Source organism: Prevotella melaninogenica, from assembly GCF_003609775.1.
GTDB classification, from domain to species: domain Bacteria; phylum Bacteroidota; class Bacteroidia; order Bacteroidales; family Bacteroidaceae; genus Prevotella; species Prevotella melaninogenica_A.
Map to the genome: position 1 here is coordinate 709,951 of NZ_AP018050.1, position 16,657 is coordinate 726,607.

Below are 16,657 nucleotides of genomic sequence, written 5' to 3' on the forward strand. Positions count from 1 at the left end.
TCTTTATTGAAAGGTTAGACTTATTTCAATATCCTTAAGTATCTGCTCCTGTCCCTTAATAGTGTAATGACTATGTATGGACTGGGGAATTTCTGTAATCCTATCAGTCTTTACGATACAATGTTGTTCTATAGATGTTATATCTTCTATCTGAGTCTCATCAAGGAGGGAAATCTTTTCGAGTTGTACTTCATTCTTTCTCAAGTCAGCATTCCCGACAATGTGTAGCGACATTCCTTCTTCATTGTCCTCAATAGAACATTCCTGTGAGAACAGAAGTGGTACTCCCAAGGCTGTTTCTTCATGCTCTCTGTATCCTTTCCCTTCTGTGAACTCTATGCCTGACCAGTCAGCTTCCAGCCACTCTGAAAATACGTAATATCTCTTCATCATATTAAGCAGAAGCCCCTTGTCATGAACCCTATCTGTCAACAACTGTAGTTCCTTTTCAACCCATTCTCCTTCATAATTGGCACGCAAAAGAAAGAGACTGTCATCCCAGCGTTTACAGAGTTCGTCATGGTCTGAAATCCCAATACATTTCCCCCTGCTGTCCAGTTCCATACATATCGGGTTTAGAGTAGACTCTATATCATGTACAAATGCTGCTGTGGCATCGTCATCATCTGCAAAGGCATGTAGATGTACTATAGCTTTGACTTTGCTATCCTTAGAAAGAGGAGCAAACTCTATAGAAGCCTCACATTTCGTTTCACTCACCCCGTCTGGCATGACTTCTGTTCTGACTCCATGAACCCTGCATGAGCCTGTCGGTACTTTAAAAGGAATATACATCGTTTAGAACAAGTTTACTTTTTCAGAACTCTGGATGTTGACCTTCTTTGGAGAAGAAAGGTCAAGGTCCTCCATCGTACTGTCAATGTTGATTTTCTCTGCTGTCTCCGATATTGTAGATGCCTGAAGATTATGCTCTTCTGTGACCTGTACATTAGCATCATTAGCAGATAGGACATAACTGTCTGCTGCTATCTCTGTGAGGGATTCGCCTGCTTGTATAGACGTACTTTCTCCAGAGACACTGGTAATATCCTGCTCCGCATTCATATTGATGGATTCCTCCGCAAGGATGTTGGCATTCTTGCAGTTCACGGTGAATGTCTCTCCTGCATTGATGGTAATATTTCGCTTTGCATTGATGATGATGTCATCTCCTACAGAGTCAATATGAATGGAATTCCCCTTTATGTCTTTGATGGTTATTCCAAGTGATGATAGTGAATCGTTCAACTTTATAGTATGCCCACTTCGAGTTGTGAGACTCTTCATGTGATTTCCTTCAAGACCACCACCACCAGTGGTGCCGTTAAACAGACTACCCATAACGTATGGTCTTGCTGGGTCACCATGGCGGAAGCCGAGGAGGACTTGATCGCCTACCTCTGGGATGAATACAAAACCGCGGTTACTCTTTACGTCGTCACTGCTACCGCCATCAGGTGTCATCACACGCACCCAACCTGTCTGCATACCATTCGTCTGCCAATTCATACGTACACGCACACGGCCCTTACCCTGTGGGTCAGCATTGCTGAGCACTGTTGCCATCTGTGTTTCTGCAAGCGGCATACGCACCTTTGGACTTGGCAGTGCCTTTATCGTTGCAGGGATAGCCTTGAAGCGGTTCTTGTAGTAGCTGCCTTGGCTCACCTCATGGGTTATCTCGATAATGATAAAGTTACCCAAACTCTCTTTTGATATGTTTCCTACACGCTCTAAGAAAGAGCTGTAAAGACTTACAACAGAGCCTACACGTAGGGTTGGCACCTGACTCTCTGCTGTGATGTAATGTGTCTCAGCAGTCTCTGCCGCCTGCTTACGCCCCATGTAATTAATAAGTTCCGACTCATCGCTGATACGTGGCAATGCACGCTGTCTTGCTGGCTTTGAGAACAATCCTAATGATGCACGGAAGGCACCTCCCGACAGTTTATCATGACCAATGGCTTGGTCTGGTGTCATTCTCTCCATCTCACGGTCCGAACCAGAGTGGTAAGAGAATACCTGCTCTGAACGTGCGAGTGTCTGCAAACCATTAGAAAACAACTTTCAACAACATTGCAACAAGCCCGACACCTGCAAACCAGCCTATACCGCTCTTTCTCATAACGTATTACCGTTGTATTGATAGGCCCACCAAATTACTCCTTTTCAAACCGTTCCTTGAACTCTTCCTCACTCATCATATAGGTGAGGTATAGTTCCACTGCTCTCTTGTAATAGGAAGGTCTGCTGAACGCATACTCGTATTCCTTGTCATCATAAGCACTTCTTAATCGTTGCAAATCATAATCATAGTCTAACACAGGGACAGGATTGGCTTTAGAACCGTATCGAGGAGAGTTCAGTTCGTACTTGTTTATCCGAGCTCTGATGGTCTTACGGTAACTTATATCATCTCCTACAAATGAACTTTGTCTACCCATATCCCGATGCTCTGGCTCGATAACGACTACACAGAAATCTTATCATAAGACTGATTCCATTGGATGACACTTTACTGTACTTCTGCCGTCTCACAGACATCTCAAATAATTTATTCGTTATCATTGGATGGATTTAATTCCAATCCCTCTTGTTCCATTTCTTCCATCATTTCAGGTTTACTTATTCCGAAGAACTTATGTGCCTGAGCTTCCTCATAAATACTTTTACAATTGGTCATCATGATATATGTCCATGAAGTTCTGCCCCAGTCGCCGGTATCCATATACTCCGCATATTTATTCCGCATCTTGTATTCCGAATTAGCAAAATGGCAAAATATCCTCGCTTTTTCTTCAAGAGTATAATTGTTGGAATTCATACCATCCTCATTTTGTAACACCTGATATACGTAAAGTCCAAAATTATTAAAATAAGTCCCGTTCTTACCTGTCGAATTCCTTTCCACTGTTTCTATTAAAGAAGGATGTACAACTAGTTTCTTATTTGAAGTCTGCTCAAAGATTCTGCTTACAAAGCCATAAGGTACATCTTTTTGCTTATTAAAATACCATTGGTTTAACAGCGAACTTCCAAAATAATTATAAGTTGAGAACAAATCATCTAAAATCATCTTTCCACTATAAAAGTCTCCTAAATCATTTTCATCCCCTTCATACTTAGATAATTCCAAAATTTTAAATGCTGAAGGGTCATCATAAATAAGAAATTTATTGAGTGCAAGAATTTGTTGAAATACCTCTGACTTTAACTTAATTTTATCTCCCTCTATGGATAGCATATCACGGAGCATCCAATTATATGTTATAAAATTCTTATCACATATACTATAATAGCTATGGGCAAAGTCAAAAGAACCATCCCCAACGATTTCCTCATAACTTTTGGAGCTATGCTTTTTTAGTCCTATGCCAAACACTTTCTTGATTCTATCTTGAAACAGCTTTTCTGTCGGGCGTTTATAACCATGTGAGGATAAGTAGTAATCCACAAAGGGTATTGTTAGTAGAAAATCTAATTCTGTGGGTTCGTATCTAGGCTTAGATTGGTCATCGCGGAAGTCTCCGCCATACCAGGCTAACTCCTGCAATTTCATGTGCTTGGTCAAGGTTTTTTTGTCTATTCCCATTTCTTTCAATCTTTCCATATTGATGATATTATCATTTAAGGATTGCAGTGTATCTTGTTGGTTCGTATCCACACTCACTTTCCCGCTTTTTGAACTACACTGATAAAATACGATTGCTAATACAATCATTGAAATTGATGTAATAAGTCTTCTCATGTCTATTTTTTTGTATAATGTACTGCAAAAGAATAAAAATAGCAAAGCTTTGGAGAATGACCAAGCAAATGATAGTCTGTCCTCTTGAACTTCATTTTTATGACTCCTCGTAAATGGATGTCAGGTTTACGCTTTCGAAATTTTCCATTATCATTTACAGGCTTTTCGTTATTTACAGTAGAACTAATAGCTTCTATTGTGGTAACTATATCATTTTGTTCATCGTACTCGATTACTACTCCTGTGTGTCCTCTCCATAAGAAGATGTCTCCTCGCTTGGGTATATAATTGGCATTTTTATGTTGAATAAGCCACTTCGGATGATTCTTACCATATTCTATCATACTAGCTGTTGTCCATCCCATAGGTTTCTTTGACCATTCTATTTTTGCAGCATAACGTCCTACCATTTCTGAACAGTCCATTGTTTTAGCACCACTATCTTTGATGCGATTTAGATCCTGGCAGTATGGTATCTTATATTTGGTCTTTCCTACACTTTCTATTGGAATGCAGATACTCTCAAGCCACTTGATGCCTTCTTCTATCTTTAGTTCCTTATCTGTCACCGTTTTCACTCTTTTAGCCTTTGATTGGATGTTACAATCGGATACAGCAAAGCATTTAGATGTTATGTTATCGAAAGCACTTTGTTTTCCTATATAATCTACATTACTACCAATACCTGCAGAGATAATATCTTCATTTATTTCTCCATTGGATTTAATTTCTAGATTTCTTCCAGATTTAGCCCAATAAGCCATGCATGCAACCATTGCGACTTCAATATCTGTACCAACTAGATTTGCATCAGCCTCCGAATTTATAATATTCTTACCGAGTAGCTTTTCCGTGTATTTATTGGTTATTGTATAATTTGAGCGTCCTGTTATCTGCACCAGTCCCCGCCCTTTGAATTTCCAACCATCTCCAACTTGAGTATTACCTAATTTCCTTTTCTGTGAGCAATTTTTGTCATCATATACAATATTGGCTATCATCTCTTCATTTGCAGCCTGAATACCTTGGTCATTATATCTATACAAGTCCTTACGACCATATTTTTCTGCTAAATCCGGATGATTTACCATATAAGAATATGGTGATTTTTTTGATTTACCATCTGTAAAATAACCACCCTGTCTTGTTTGAATATTACCTTGTACCCAGTGTTTTCCATTAACGTTGTCTCTCCCTTTCATACGCCTTGCGGAGTAGTTAAAACTTTCGGTCTTAATATTGAAAGAATCTCCCACTTCTATCTTCGCCTGTGCAAAGAAATGTGCTTTATTCCAACAGGTGTCCATCTTAAAATACCTCATGTGCTTATTATAAGCATCAGCAATTTTTATACGTGTTTTTTCTGAAGTTTTTGGGAAAACCTTTTTAAGCTGCTCTGCTGTAATTGGAGCACTACAACGTGGACATCCACCTTTTTCAGGCTCTGTGCGATTAACATTCGCCTTGCTGGGTTCTGCCTTTGGCGTGGGGATATGCCTCTTGACAGAGAAAAGAACTTCCTTCCCTTTAAGTATGTATTGTTTGGTTTCCTTTGGGGTCTGTCTGCCAGTATTATTATTTACATTTCCGTTGGAAGATTGATTACTACTGAAAAGCCATGAGACAACAACCTTGTAGGCTGTACCTTCCTTGTATGGAGGTGCTGCCAACGTTAAAGAGAACTTATAGACACCCGTACTATTGACAGGACAACTGGTACTATATACAGGTGATGGCTTGGGACTTTTCTCTTCTTGGTTGCCTGTTTCGTGCTTATATACATCCAGACGTATCTTGCCGGTTTCCATATTGGAGGTAGAGACACGCACGTATACGGTACTCCCGCTGTCAGCAATACCACCCTGCAGTTTTTCTTTGCAATCAGAATCTTTATAAATGACTAAGCTGCGGAACTCTATTTTGTCATTGAACAGGATAGGGTGCTGTGAAACCTTTGTTAGGTTTTCTATCCAATGTCGAGAACTCAGTTCCAGATATATCCTTATTTTCTGTCCATTGCTGAAACGCTTACGGTCTTCTATTATCTTCTTTAACTGGTCGCTTGAAAGGGAAAGGGCTATCTTTACTTTTCCTGCAGCAGACAAGGTTATTGGAGTAAGGGCGGATAGATAGGTTTTTCCCTCATATCCATTATAATAAAAGCGGCAATTGACAGATATACCTTTACAGCCCGGCAAAGATACATGTGCAAACACTTTATTACGCAACCCTATGTAAGTAACAGGTTTGCCATTCTCGTCCTTCCATTCTATACTTTTGAACTTGGGGTAGGATACGGTTATCTTAACCACGCCTTTGCCTTTGGGTGAGCCTGGTTTATGAACATAAGCATATACAGAGTATGTACCTTCTTTGGTAAAGTAAGTACGTGCTGGAGCTTCTGTCAACCCTTTTGCAATCACACGATTGCCATGACAGACATCCCACTTGACACCAGTCCCCCGCATACTTCCTGCCGTAAGTGACGTAGTGAATAGGAGTTCTTCTTGGTCGTAGGGGGTTATGGTTATCTCCCTCTTACCATTGACAAGAACATTGTTTACCTGTACCGCTGCTGGAACACGTTTGTTCTGACTCTTCTCGTCATCCTGCGGCAAATGCTTCCAGTCTTCTTCTGTAAAGATCGGACTCTTATGTGCCGTACTGTTAGCCTTGCGTGGTGAAGCAGAAGGCTTTACTACAACCTGTTGACCAGATGTCTGTATATTGATTCTACCGCCTCCAGCTTTACAAGTACCAGAACTCTTGACCGTTAGGGGATACATCTTACCCTTTATGGCAATCTTATTATACGTGTTACTCCAAGCGATATTCGGAGAACAAGGACCATTATTCTTTGCTGCACAGCTTCCAAAATTTAAGGACTTTATATCCTTGTCTTGGTCTGTGGCAACAAGTTTTCTTGCGCCGTTACAGTAAATCTTCTGCTGGCTGGTAACACGGAAAGTTCCTGGTTTGGAACCTTTGTCACATGTGCAAATTGCACTATCTGCAACAATCTCCTCACTGTTCCCAGTCTGTTTACGATTACGATCTGCTGATGTGTTTTTGCCTGTTTCCATTCTTCTTTATTGAAAGGTTAGACTTATTTCAATATCCTTAAGTATCTGCTCCCGCCCTTTGACCATATAATGACTATATACGGATTGAGGACTTCTTGTAAGGTTGGATGTCTTCACAATACAATGTTGTTCTATAGATGTTATATCTTCTATCTGAATCTCATCAAGGAGGGGAATCTTGTCAAGCTGTACTTCATTCTTTTTCAAGTCAGCATTTCCAACAATGTGTAGCGATATTCCTTCTCCTATGTCCTCAAAGGAACAATCTTGTGAAAAGAGAAGTGATACTCCCAAGGCTACCTCTTCGTGCTCTCTGCGTCCTTTCCCTTCTGTGAACTCTATGCCTGACCAGTCGGCTTCCAGCCACTCTGAAAGTACGTAATATCTTTTCATCATGTTAAGTAGAAGCTTCTTGTCATGAACCCTATCAGTCAACAACTGTAGCTCCTTTTCAACCCATTCTCCTTCATACTTGGCACGCAAAAGAAAGAGACTGTCATCCCATCGTTTACATAGTTCGTCATGGTCTGAAATGCTAACACATTTACCCCTATTGTCCAATTCCAGACATATAGGGTTAAGAGTAGATTCTATATCATGTACAAATGATGCCGTGGCATCGTCTTCATCTGCAAAGGCATGTAGATGTACTATAGCTTTGACTTTGCTATCTTCAGAAAGCGGAACAAACTCTATAGAAGCCTCACATTTGGTCTCACTCACCCCGTCTGGCATAACTTCTGTCCTGACTCCATGCACCTTGTGTGACCCTGTCAGTGCTTTAAAAGGAATATACATAGTTTAGAACAGATTTACTTTTTCAGAACTCTGGATATTAACTTTCTTTGGAGAAGAAAGGTCAAGGTCCTCCATCGTACTGTCAATGTTGATTTTCTCTGCTGTCTCCGATATTGTAGATGCCTGAAGATTATGTTCTTCTGTGACTTGTACATTAGCATCATTAGCAGATAGGACATAACTGTCTGCTGCTATCTCTGTGAGGGATTCGCCTGCCTGTATAGACGTACTTTCCCCAGAGACACTGGTAATATCCTGCTCAGCATTCATATTGATGGATTCCTCAGCGAGGATATTGGCATTCTTGCAGTTTACGGTGAATGTCTCTCCTGCATTGATAGTAATATTTCGCTTTGCATTGATGATGATGTCATCTCCTACAGAGTCAATATGAATGGAATTGCCCTTTATGTCTTTGATGGTAATTCCAAGTGACGATAGTGAATCGTTCAACTTTATAGTGTGCCCACTGCGAGTTGTGAGGCTCTTCATGTGATTTCCTTCAAGACCGCCCCCACCAGTGGTGCCGTTAAAGAGACTACCCAAAACGTATGGTCTTGCTGGGTCACCATGACGGAAGCCGAGGAGGACTTGGTCGCCTACCTCTGGGATGAATACAAAACCACGGTTGCTCTTTACGTCACTACTGCTACCGCCATCAGGTGTCATCACACGCACCCAACCAGTCTGCATACCATCCGTCTGCCAGTTCATACGCACACGCACACGGCCCTTACCCTGTGGGTCAGCATTGCTGAGCACTGTTGCCATCTGTGTTTCTGCAAGCGGCATACGCACCTTTGGACTTGGCAGTGCCTTTATCGTTGCAGGGATAGCCTTGAAGCGGTTCTTATAGTAGCTTCCTTGGCTCACCTCATGGGTTATCTCGATGATGATAAAGTTACCCAAACTCTCCTTAGATATATTTCCTACACGCTCCAAGAAAGAACTGTAAAGGCTTACCACAGAACCTACACGCAGGGTTGGCACCTGACTCTCTGCTGTGATGTAATGTGTCTCAGCAGTCTCAGCCGCCTGCTTACGCCCCATGTAATTAATAAGTTCCGACTCATCGCTGATACGTGGCAATGCACGCTGTCTTGCTGGCTTTGAGAACATTCCGAGTGATGCACGGAAGGCACCTCCCGACAGTTTATCATGTCCAATGGCTTGGTCTGGTGTCATTCTCTCCATCTCACGGTCCGAACCAGAGTGGTAAGAGAACACCTGCTCTGAACGTGCGAGTGTCTGCAAACCAATGTCAAGTGACGACAGCGTCGTTCCGTATTCCAACCTAATTGGATCAGCCAATTTCTTTGGTTTTCCGAAGATTAGTTTAGTTCCATCGTAATACATCCACTCTTGATACTGATGAGCAAGACGACGGATAAAGTCGAAGTCGGACTCTTCGTATTGGCAGATATAGTCCTTGTTCTCTTTGAATTCTGGATTTAACTCTAATTGCACCTTCGCTTGTTCGCATAGCTTTTTCACTACGTCACCAATGGTAGTATCATTCCATGAGAAGCAGCTATGTGCCGTTTCCATTCTGTAAGTAGCAGAATAACCTGAAACGATAATACATCCAAAGTCGCTTCCTTCTCGGTGTAACTGTACATTTGTCACCACACCCACGAAGATAGGAGTGTTTGCAGCCTTTACAACGATGCTCTCTCCGAGCCAGTCCTTGCTGCTATTGATATTATGTACATATCTATTGCTACCCGTTTCCAATTCAACAGACATTTGGAAACGATGATGTGTACCTATGTTTTGTTCAATCTGTAGAGAAATAAAAGAAGAAAGAGACTTCTTTCCTACGCTGATAGTGATTGGATTGAATGGAATTGACATTGGTTGTTTGTTTTGAGATAAAATAAAGCTAATAGGCGTGTGTTAGGGTATTATATTTTCAGTTTAAGGAGATTAAAGTTGACTTAAATCCCCTTTAATTGTGGAAAGCGAAAAGGACTATGCCGAGCACGAAAACTCTGCATAGTCCTAATGTTTCTTAGACTTATGTGCGAGGCCAACGGTTGTCCAGCTCGGCATTACCTACTGTGATGTTCTCAGCAGAGAAAGTCATAGCGATGGTCATAGGAGCCTCGTTGTTAACGTCGAGTGTCTCCTTGTAATGAACGATGTAAGCATTCTTGAAAGAAATCTCCTTCATCTTAGCATCCTCTTCGCTCTTCTTGTAAACAATCTTACCCTCAACAGGCTTGAACTGGCTGTTAAGCATAGCCTCGATGGTAGAAGTGTCATCAGTAGACTCGATAGTTACGCTGATGCGACCGCCAGAGATGCTTGATGCAGGCTGACCCTTCTTGTCAGTTGTGCGGCTGAACTCGTAGTTAGAGTAGAGTACGTCATACTCCTTACCACCCAATTCCAAAGTTGCTCTAAATGAACTCATAATTGAAAAGTTTTAAGTTGTTAGAAAAAAAATGATAAACGAGGCACCCTCATCATCTCCTAATATTATAGGGAAATAAAAAAGAGAAAACCTCAACAACTTCTTGAAGTCCCCTCTGTACGGCTGATAAACAGTCTTGCTCTTGGAAGAAGAGGAAGATTTGCAATCTGTTGTTTTATGATGTCAAAAGTAAAAATATAATTTTATAAAAACAAATTAAAGATGTAAAATAACATAAGTTTAACATTTGATAAGCTAAATCCTTACCTTACTTCGAGAGTAGGAGGAACACCTCATCATTATAAGAATAAACTTGTCAACTCATCAGTTTATTAACTTATTCACTTGTCTATCTGTATGAAGTTGTAAATAATTTTCAGTCTCTTAAAATTCTATTTATGCTTAATAGGCTTTGAAAAGACGCCCTTTTGGCTTGCAAGAGGTGCCCTTTTGAGGTCTTATTAACGCCCTTTTAGAGTCTAATTAAGCACCTTTTACAATCTTCCTTTGCAACTATTTGATTACAAATAACTTACGTAGACGCTAAAGCGATGCGTTTTTAAGCCTTTTCCTTGCCTTTCCTTCGAATATTTTGTCAATATATTTCTTTATCTTTTCAGGTTAAATCTCACACAGAGACACGGAGTTAACGGAGGTTTTATGTAAGGATGTGTAGCCCACGAAGGGGTGTTAATGTTGAATAGATAGCAGAGGAATGTTTTTATTCACTTTTCTATTTGAATTCAAACAAGTTGCGTTTACTTGCTGAGGGATTAAGTTTGCTGGTCATCTTTTTTTTATTATCTTTGTAGCTGGTATTAACTTTATAATGATGAAGAAGTTATTTTCAACCTTGGTTGTCCTTTTGATGACATCGACGATGCAGGCCCAGTATCAAGAGCCAGTACGACGTGACACGTCAAGGTTGCAGCCATTAAAAGGCTTAGAATATAAGGTAGAAATGCAGGGGAGCCTATCAAAGGGCAAGACCCCACTCTGGCTCAATGCCAATAAGTATGGACTCAGTTCGCTGGAGACGGCGAACGGCTATCTGCGTGGGGGCATAGAACGCCCAATAGCGACAGATGAAGGGCAGAAGTTCGGCTTAGGCTATGGGTTAGATGTTGTCGTTCCTATCAATTATACCAGTAAGGCAGTTGTCCAGCAGGCATACGTGGAAGGGCGATGGTGGCACGGAACACTGACCATCGGAGCCAAGGAAGAACCGATGCAGATGAAGAACAATGAACTCAGTTCTGGCTCACAGACCTTGGGCATCAATGCTCGTCCTATTCCGCAGGTGCGTTTGGCATTGTCAGACTATTGGACACTACCCTTTGCGAATGGCTGGTTGCACCTCAAAGGACACATCGCCTACGGAATGATGACCGACCAAAATTGGCAACATGATTTTACGGCTAAGCAGTCGAAATATACCGACCGTGCGCTCTTTCATTCTAAGGCAGGCTATCTGAAGTTGGGCAATGATGAGGTGTTCTGCCCGTGGTCGTTGGAGATGGGGTTAGAGATGGTTAGTATCTTTGGCGGTACCTCTTATCTCCCTGATGGTCATGGTGCAATGAGAACCATAGAGAATGGCAAAGGCTTGAGTGCCTATTGGAACGCTTTTCTCCCTGGTGGTGCTGATAATGGTGAGACAACTTATCAGAATGTGCAAGGCGACCAGTTAGGCAGTTGGGTGATGCGTTTCAACTATGATGGCGACTGGCACGGCTTTTCACTCTATGCCGATAAGTTTTTTGAGGACCATTCTGCCATGCTTCAGCTTGACTATGACGGTTATGGTGAGGGCAGCGAGTGGCAGGAGAAGAAGCAACGTCGCTATCTGATTTATGACTTCAAGGACTGGCTCTTAGGTTTTGAATATCGTTATAAGCCTGACAATTGGTTGAACACTCTTGTCGTTGAATATCTTTACTCAAAGTATCAGAGTGGTCCGATTTACCATGATCACACCATAACGATAGCCGACCATATAGGAGGAAAGGACAACTTCTATAACCATTATATTCTCCCAGGTTTCCAACATTGGGGACAAGGCATTGGTAATCCGCTTTATCGTTCGCCAATTTATAATGAAGATGGGACAATCTACTTTAAGGACAACCGTTTCGTGGGTTTCCATGTAGGTTTAGGTGGTCATCCTTCAGAGTATTTTAAGTGGCGTTTCCTCGGCACATGGCAGGAGGGATTGGGTACCTACGAACAGCCTTACACGAAGAAACGGCACAATGTGAGTCTGATGGGAGAGGCAACTTACACGCTGCAAGGACAGAAACTTCCAATGTGGATGAGAGGCGTTGATGTCCGAATGGGTATCGGAGCCGACTTCGGTTCAGTACTCGGTGGCAACAACTATGGTATGCAGTTGACCATTACGAAGCGAGGTTTATTAGGAAAGAAATAGCCTTTTTATTGTGAAAGAAGAACAAAACAGAATATGAAAAGAATAAAGATATTATCCTTTGTCTTGCCTCTGCTGGCACTCCTCTTCTCCTCTTGTACATTGGAAACGGACAATGATGCAGGAAGCATGGAGGGTATGTGGCATCTTGTGAAGATCGAATCAATGACATCCGTTGCGAGTGAAGATTTGAGTGAGCAGATTGTCTTCTGGTCTTTTCAGTCAAAACTCTTACAAATGGAAGATAAAACGGGACAGCATTATAGCTATCTCTATCGTTTCCGAATTAATAATGACCAACTTACGTTGACTGCTCCTTATCAGTTTGATCGTGAGAATGGCGACCGACCACTAACTGCTTATGAATCAACATTAGGGCTATATGGTATTAAAAGTATCACGCCAGTGTTTCGAATAGAAAAGATAGACAGACGAACGATGATATTGAATGATGGGGCAGTAAGGCTCTACTTTGATAAATTCTAAATGGTAGTCGCCGACAGAATATTGTCGATGTCATGTGAATCATTAGTTTCTTAGGATTCTTATCTTGATATTCATGGCAGGCTTTGTCCCTCTATAAGCAATGTGTTGATGCTTAACACATGATGTGCGGAGGCTTAGCACCATTGGTGCGGGGCGTAAGCACATAACAAAGTGATACGGTGTGAAAGCTATGCAGAAGGACAGTCGTTGTTTAAGATGACGTTTTTGAACTTTATGGCTACAAAATAATAAAAGGCAGGTGTTAGCCTGCCTTTTGTGTATATATTAATAACGCTTCTTTGCTTTTTAGTCTCTTACCTTCTTACTTCCTCTTTATTCAGTGAAAGGAAGTCCGCCCTTTCTTCTTATAAAGACATCGAGTGTATAGTGGAAAGCGATATAGATAATAATATCAATCGCAATAATCCATGTCACAACAAGGTGGTTGAAGAGAGAAAGGTTGATGAGGATAAAAATAAGCGATAGCGCAACAATACTAATCAATGCCTGATGCTGTGTCATTCCTGCACGCATCAGCTTATGATGAATATGGTTCTTGTCGGCTCTGAAAAGCGGTTTGCGGTGTAGGATTCGTACGATGATAACTCTGAATACATCGAAGGTCGGTACGAGGAGTAAGGTCACGGAAAGGAGTGTTGCACCCTTCTGGTAAGGCATGACATACGGGTTATACATACAGAACTTAATCAGTAGTACGCCAAGAATATAGCCGAGTGTCAGACTACCAGAGTCGCCCATGAATATCTTTTGGTTCTTTTCCTGTTTTCCCCAAATGTTATGGTAAAGGAAAGGAATCAGTACGCCCATCAATCCCGCAATAAGGATGCAGTATATCCATATCTGTTCACGTTGGAAGATATAGAAAAGACCGCATAACGCAATGAGTGTAAGGCTCGCAGAGAGTCCGTCAATACCATCTATCAGATTGATAGCATTCATGATAAATACCAGTACACCAATGGTTAAGATTGTTCCTACAAGTGGTGGAATCTCATAGATGCCTAAGAATCCATAAAGGTTATTGATGTAAAGATAGGACATAGGGAGCAGACTGGCAACGACAATCTGCATAAGAAGTTTAACCCTTGCTCTCACACCAAAGATGTCGTCAATTACTCCTGTTATATAGATAATAGTAATACCCACGCCAAAGAAGATACTCCATGGACTGACACCAATCTTGTTGCCTTTGCTTGTATAGACCCACGCCAATAGAGCTACGATGGTAGCAATCAGCATGCTGGGCATAAAAGATACGCCCCCTAAACGAGGAACAGCATTCTTGTGTACTTTCCTGGCATCGGGTGTATCATATAGTTTTCTCTTTTTACAAAACGAGAGAATCTGTGGAATCATAATGAATCCACAAATGGCACTCATGGCAAATGCAAAAAGACTGATTAAAGTATATGTCGACATTTTGCTTGTATTCTTGTGCTTAATAAAACTCAATAATTGTAATAATATTGTATTCGAGCATCAGAAAAAGCATAATTATTATCCTCTAATAATTGATTTTGCGAAATCTTCTTACTATGAATGGTTATTTGTTATTTTCTTTTTGTAAATTTGTAGCTAAAGAATACGAATAGAGTCGTTGTTTGCTTTCGGCATTAATCGATTTTATTTAAGTATTTTTTGTTAAATAATCCTTGAGACCGACGTATGGAACGTATTGACATATCAGTTTTAATGGCTGTTTATAAGAAAGATAATCCTGCTTTCCTTCGTGAAAGTTTAGAGAGTATCTTCTCTCAGACTGTAGAGGCTGCTGAGGTCGTTTTGTTAGAGGATGGTCCTTTGACGGAAGCTTTGTATGACGTAATAAAGTCTTTCGTTTCAAGATATCCGACTTTGAAAGTGGTGTCATATCCTGAAAATAGGGGATTGGGCAAGACCTTAAATGATGGCTTACTGCTTTGTAAATACGATATTGTGGCACGTATGGATGCTGACGATATCTGTAAACCGAATAGGTTAGAGGTAGAGTATAATTGGCTTCAAGCGCATGAGGACTATGACGTAATAGGCTCTTGGATAGATGAGTTTACAGATGATAAGATGCAGGTTAAGTCGATAAGAAAAGTACCTGAAAAGTATGATGAGATACAGAAATATGCTCAATATAGATGTCCTATAAACCATCCGACAGCTATGTATAGAAAGGCAGCTGTGTTGGCAGTAGGCGGTTATCTCACAGAATATTTCCCTGAAGATTATTTCCTTTGGTTGCGAATGCTAAAGAATGGGAGTAAGTTTTATAATATTCAGGAGTCTTTGTTATGGTTCCGTTATTCGGAGGAGACGGTGGCAAGAAGAGGTGGCTGGGCTTATGCTTGTGATGAAGTGCGTATCTTGGTACGGATGCTAAAGATGGGTTATATTCCTTTCCATGTTTTTTGTCAAAGTGTAGTTATCCGATTTACCACTCGTGTTATGCCTTTACCTATCCGTCAGCGGTTGTATAATCTGATAAGGAAAACATAGGTTTAGGGTTGTTGAAGTTATTTAGAAATATGAATGTTATCTACTAAGAGGCGATACAATAAAATAGCTAAGAATACGTTTCTATTCTTATATCGTAGTTAATTGTTAAAGATAAATACAGAATAAAATATAGTTTCAATGGAAGACAATAAGAAAGAGAATGTTGCAGTAGTTTCCTTTCTCAAAAAACTTAAGCATGACTTGTTACGATACGTTATTGTTTTTGTCGTTGCTTTGGTAGGATCAATCTTAGTGATTCTGCCTGTTCCACGCTATTATAAATGCAATATATCACTCGCCCCAGAGATGGATAATACTGAGGGCGGAGGTAAGTTGAGTTCTATTGCGTCTTCCTTTGGTGTGGATCTTGGCGATGTTGCCTCTGCTAATGCCTTGCAGCCAAGTCTTTATCCAGACTTGATGAAGTCTAATGAGTTTATAAAGAGTCTGCTACGGATTCCTGTAGAGACAAAAGATGGTTCGTTAAAGACCACTTACTATGATTATCTTTATAATCATCAGAAGGAGTCACCATACGCTAAAGCTATTGGATGGATTGGGAAGAAGTTTGGTGAGAAGGACAGTCTTACAAGCAAAGCAGACACTATTAATCCGTTTATGCTTAGTAAAAAGCAAGACGAAATATTCACACAAATAAAGAATAGTATTGCTTGTGATATTGATATTAAGACGGGGTTGATAACGATTTCAGTGGAAGATCAAGACCCATTGATCAGTGCTACGATTGCCGATTCGGTACGAGCTAAACTGCAGGACTTCATCACAAGCTATAAAACAAATAAGATGAAGAATGACGTGAAGTATTATACAAAGTTAGTAGCAGAGGCGAAGACGAAGTATGAGAACGCTCGTCAGAAGTATGCTACCTTCTCTGATGCCAACCAAGATGTTATCTTGCAGGAACTTCAGTCACAGCGTGATGACTTGGAGAATGATATGCAATTGAAGTTTAATGCTTATAGTGCGTTGAGCACTCAGCTACAGAATGCGCAGGCAAAGTTACAGGAGCATACTCCTTCTTTTACAACAGTTCAGAGTGCATCAGTGCCTGTTAAGCCTGCTGGACCAAAGCGAATGGCGTTTGTCTTTATTGTTGTTTTCCTAAGCCTGATGGTTACATTCGTTATTTGTAACTTCTCGTTGTTGTTTGGTGGAGCAAAGGGCGAATAGTT

At 40.9% G+C, this 16,657-nt stretch carries 11 protein-coding genes and 2 pseudogenes; 4 read left to right on the plus strand and 9 right to left on the minus strand.

Annotation, left to right across the window (positions count from 1 at the left end; translation table 11 throughout):
* Positions 1-3 precede the first annotated feature (3 nt).
* The 8 genes and pseudogenes from PMEL_RS09515 to tssD all read right to left on the minus strand — a co-directional run bounded on the left by PMEL_RS09515 (position 4) and on the right by tssD (position 10,045).
* Complete coding sequence (locus tag PMEL_RS09515; RefSeq protein ID WP_120175081.1) at positions 4-795, minus strand: hypothetical protein; 792 nt, start codon at positions 793-795, stop codon at positions 4-6.
* Positions 796-1,227: 432 nt separating this feature from the next.
* Positions 1,228-2,052: pseudogene (locus PMEL_RS12400) on the minus strand (phage baseplate assembly protein V); the annotation flags it as partial.
* Between the two features lie 107 nt (positions 2,053-2,159).
* Positions 2,160-2,480 (minus strand): annotated as a pseudogene (locus tag PMEL_RS09525) (hypothetical protein); the annotation flags it as partial.
* Between the two features lie 74 nt (positions 2,481-2,554).
* The gene (locus PMEL_RS09530) at positions 2,555-3,748 is read right to left on the minus strand and encodes a hypothetical protein (protein ID WP_120175082.1); all 1,194 of its coding nucleotides are present in this window, start codon (positions 3,746-3,748) and stop codon (positions 2,555-2,557) included.
* 2 nt (positions 3,749-3,750) lie between these two features.
* Positions 3,751-6,831 (minus strand): PAAR-like protein, encoded by a 3,081-nt coding sequence (locus tag PMEL_RS09535; protein WP_120175083.1) that lies wholly within the window; start codon positions 6,829-6,831, stop codon positions 3,751-3,753.
* A 6-nt stretch (positions 6,832-6,837) separates the two neighbouring features.
* Positions 6,838-7,629 (minus strand): hypothetical protein, encoded by a 792-nt coding sequence (locus PMEL_RS09540; protein ID WP_120175084.1) that lies wholly within the window; start codon positions 7,627-7,629, stop codon positions 6,838-6,840.
* A 3-nt stretch (positions 7,630-7,632) separates the two neighbouring features.
* On the minus strand, positions 7,633-9,483 hold the full coding sequence (locus PMEL_RS09545; RefSeq protein ID WP_120175085.1) for a type VI secretion system Vgr family protein: 1,851 nt from the start codon (positions 9,481-9,483) through the stop codon (positions 7,633-7,635).
* A gap of 163 nt (positions 9,484-9,646) precedes the next feature.
* A complete protein-coding gene (tssD, locus tag PMEL_RS09550; protein ID WP_004383461.1) occupies positions 9,647-10,045 on the minus strand; it encodes a type VI secretion system tube protein TssD in 399 nt (132 codons plus the stop codon).
* A gap of 832 nt (positions 10,046-10,877) precedes the next feature.
* Between tssD and PMEL_RS09555 the strand changes: the two genes are divergently transcribed.
* Both PMEL_RS09555 and PMEL_RS09560 read left to right on the plus strand, forming a co-directional pair.
* The gene (locus tag PMEL_RS09555) at positions 10,878-12,473 is read left to right on the plus strand and encodes a capsule assembly Wzi family protein (protein ID WP_120175535.1); all 1,596 of its coding nucleotides are present in this window, start codon (positions 10,878-10,880) and stop codon (positions 12,471-12,473) included.
* Between the two features lie 33 nt (positions 12,474-12,506).
* A complete protein-coding gene (locus PMEL_RS09560) occupies positions 12,507-12,956 on the plus strand; it encodes a lipocalin-like domain-containing protein (RefSeq protein ID WP_120175086.1) in 450 nt (149 codons plus the stop codon).
* A gap of 333 nt (positions 12,957-13,289) precedes the next feature.
* Here the strand turns inward: PMEL_RS09560 and PMEL_RS09565 are convergent, their stop codons facing one another.
* Entirely contained in the window at positions 13,290-14,396 is a 1,107-nt protein-coding gene (locus PMEL_RS09565; RefSeq protein WP_120175087.1) for an MraY family glycosyltransferase, read from the minus strand.
* Between the two features lie 246 nt (positions 14,397-14,642).
* Here PMEL_RS09565 and PMEL_RS09570 point away from each other — a divergent pair, with 246 nt between their 5' ends.
* Both PMEL_RS09570 and PMEL_RS09575 read left to right on the plus strand, forming a co-directional pair.
* Positions 14,643-15,464 (plus strand): glycosyltransferase, encoded by an 822-nt coding sequence (locus tag PMEL_RS09570; RefSeq protein ID WP_120175088.1) that lies wholly within the window; start codon positions 14,643-14,645, stop codon positions 15,462-15,464.
* Positions 15,465-15,602: 138 nt separating this feature from the next.
* On the plus strand, positions 15,603-16,655 hold the full coding sequence (locus PMEL_RS09575) for a chain-length determining protein (RefSeq protein ID WP_120175089.1): 1,053 nt from the start codon (positions 15,603-15,605) through the stop codon (positions 16,653-16,655).
* The last annotated feature ends 2 nt before the right edge of the window (positions 16,656-16,657 follow it).

Excerpts from the sequence above, each read along its gene's own strand:
- PMEL_RS09515 (WP_120175081.1), bottom strand. The coding sequence starts at position 795 with ATGTATATTCCTTTTAAAGTACCGACAGGCTCATGCAGGGTTCATGGA.
- PMEL_RS09570 (WP_120175088.1), top strand. The coding sequence starts at position 14,643 with ATGGAACGTATTGACATATCAGTTTTAATGGCTGTTTATAAGAAAGAT.
- PMEL_RS09540 (WP_120175084.1), bottom strand. The coding sequence starts at position 7,629 with ATGTATATTCCTTTTAAAGCACTGACAGGGTCACACAAGGTGCATGGA.
- PMEL_RS09575 (WP_120175089.1), top strand. The coding sequence starts at position 15,603 with ATGGAAGACAATAAGAAAGAGAATGTTGCAGTAGTTTCCTTTCTCAAA.
- PMEL_RS09555 (WP_120175535.1), top strand. The coding sequence starts at position 10,878 with ATGAAGAAGTTATTTTCAACCTTGGTTGTCCTTTTGATGACATCGACG.
- PMEL_RS09565 (WP_120175087.1), bottom strand. The coding sequence starts at position 14,396 with ATGTCGACATATACTTTAATCAGTCTTTTTGCATTTGCCATGAGTGCC.
- PMEL_RS09530 (WP_120175082.1), bottom strand. The coding sequence starts at position 3,748 with ATGAGAAGACTTATTACATCAATTTCAATGATTGTATTAGCAATCGTA.
- PMEL_RS09560 (WP_120175086.1), top strand. The coding sequence starts at position 12,507 with ATGAAAAGAATAAAGATATTATCCTTTGTCTTGCCTCTGCTGGCACTC.
- PMEL_RS09545 (WP_120175085.1), bottom strand. The coding sequence starts at position 9,483 with ATGTCAATTCCATTCAATCCAATCACTATCAGCGTAGGAAAGAAGTCT.
- PMEL_RS09535 (WP_120175083.1), bottom strand. The coding sequence starts at position 6,831 with ATGGAAACAGGCAAAAACACATCAGCAGATCGTAATCGTAAACAGACT.
- tssD (WP_004383461.1), bottom strand. The coding sequence starts at position 10,045 with ATGAGTTCATTTAGAGCAACTTTGGAATTGGGTGGTAAGGAGTATGAC.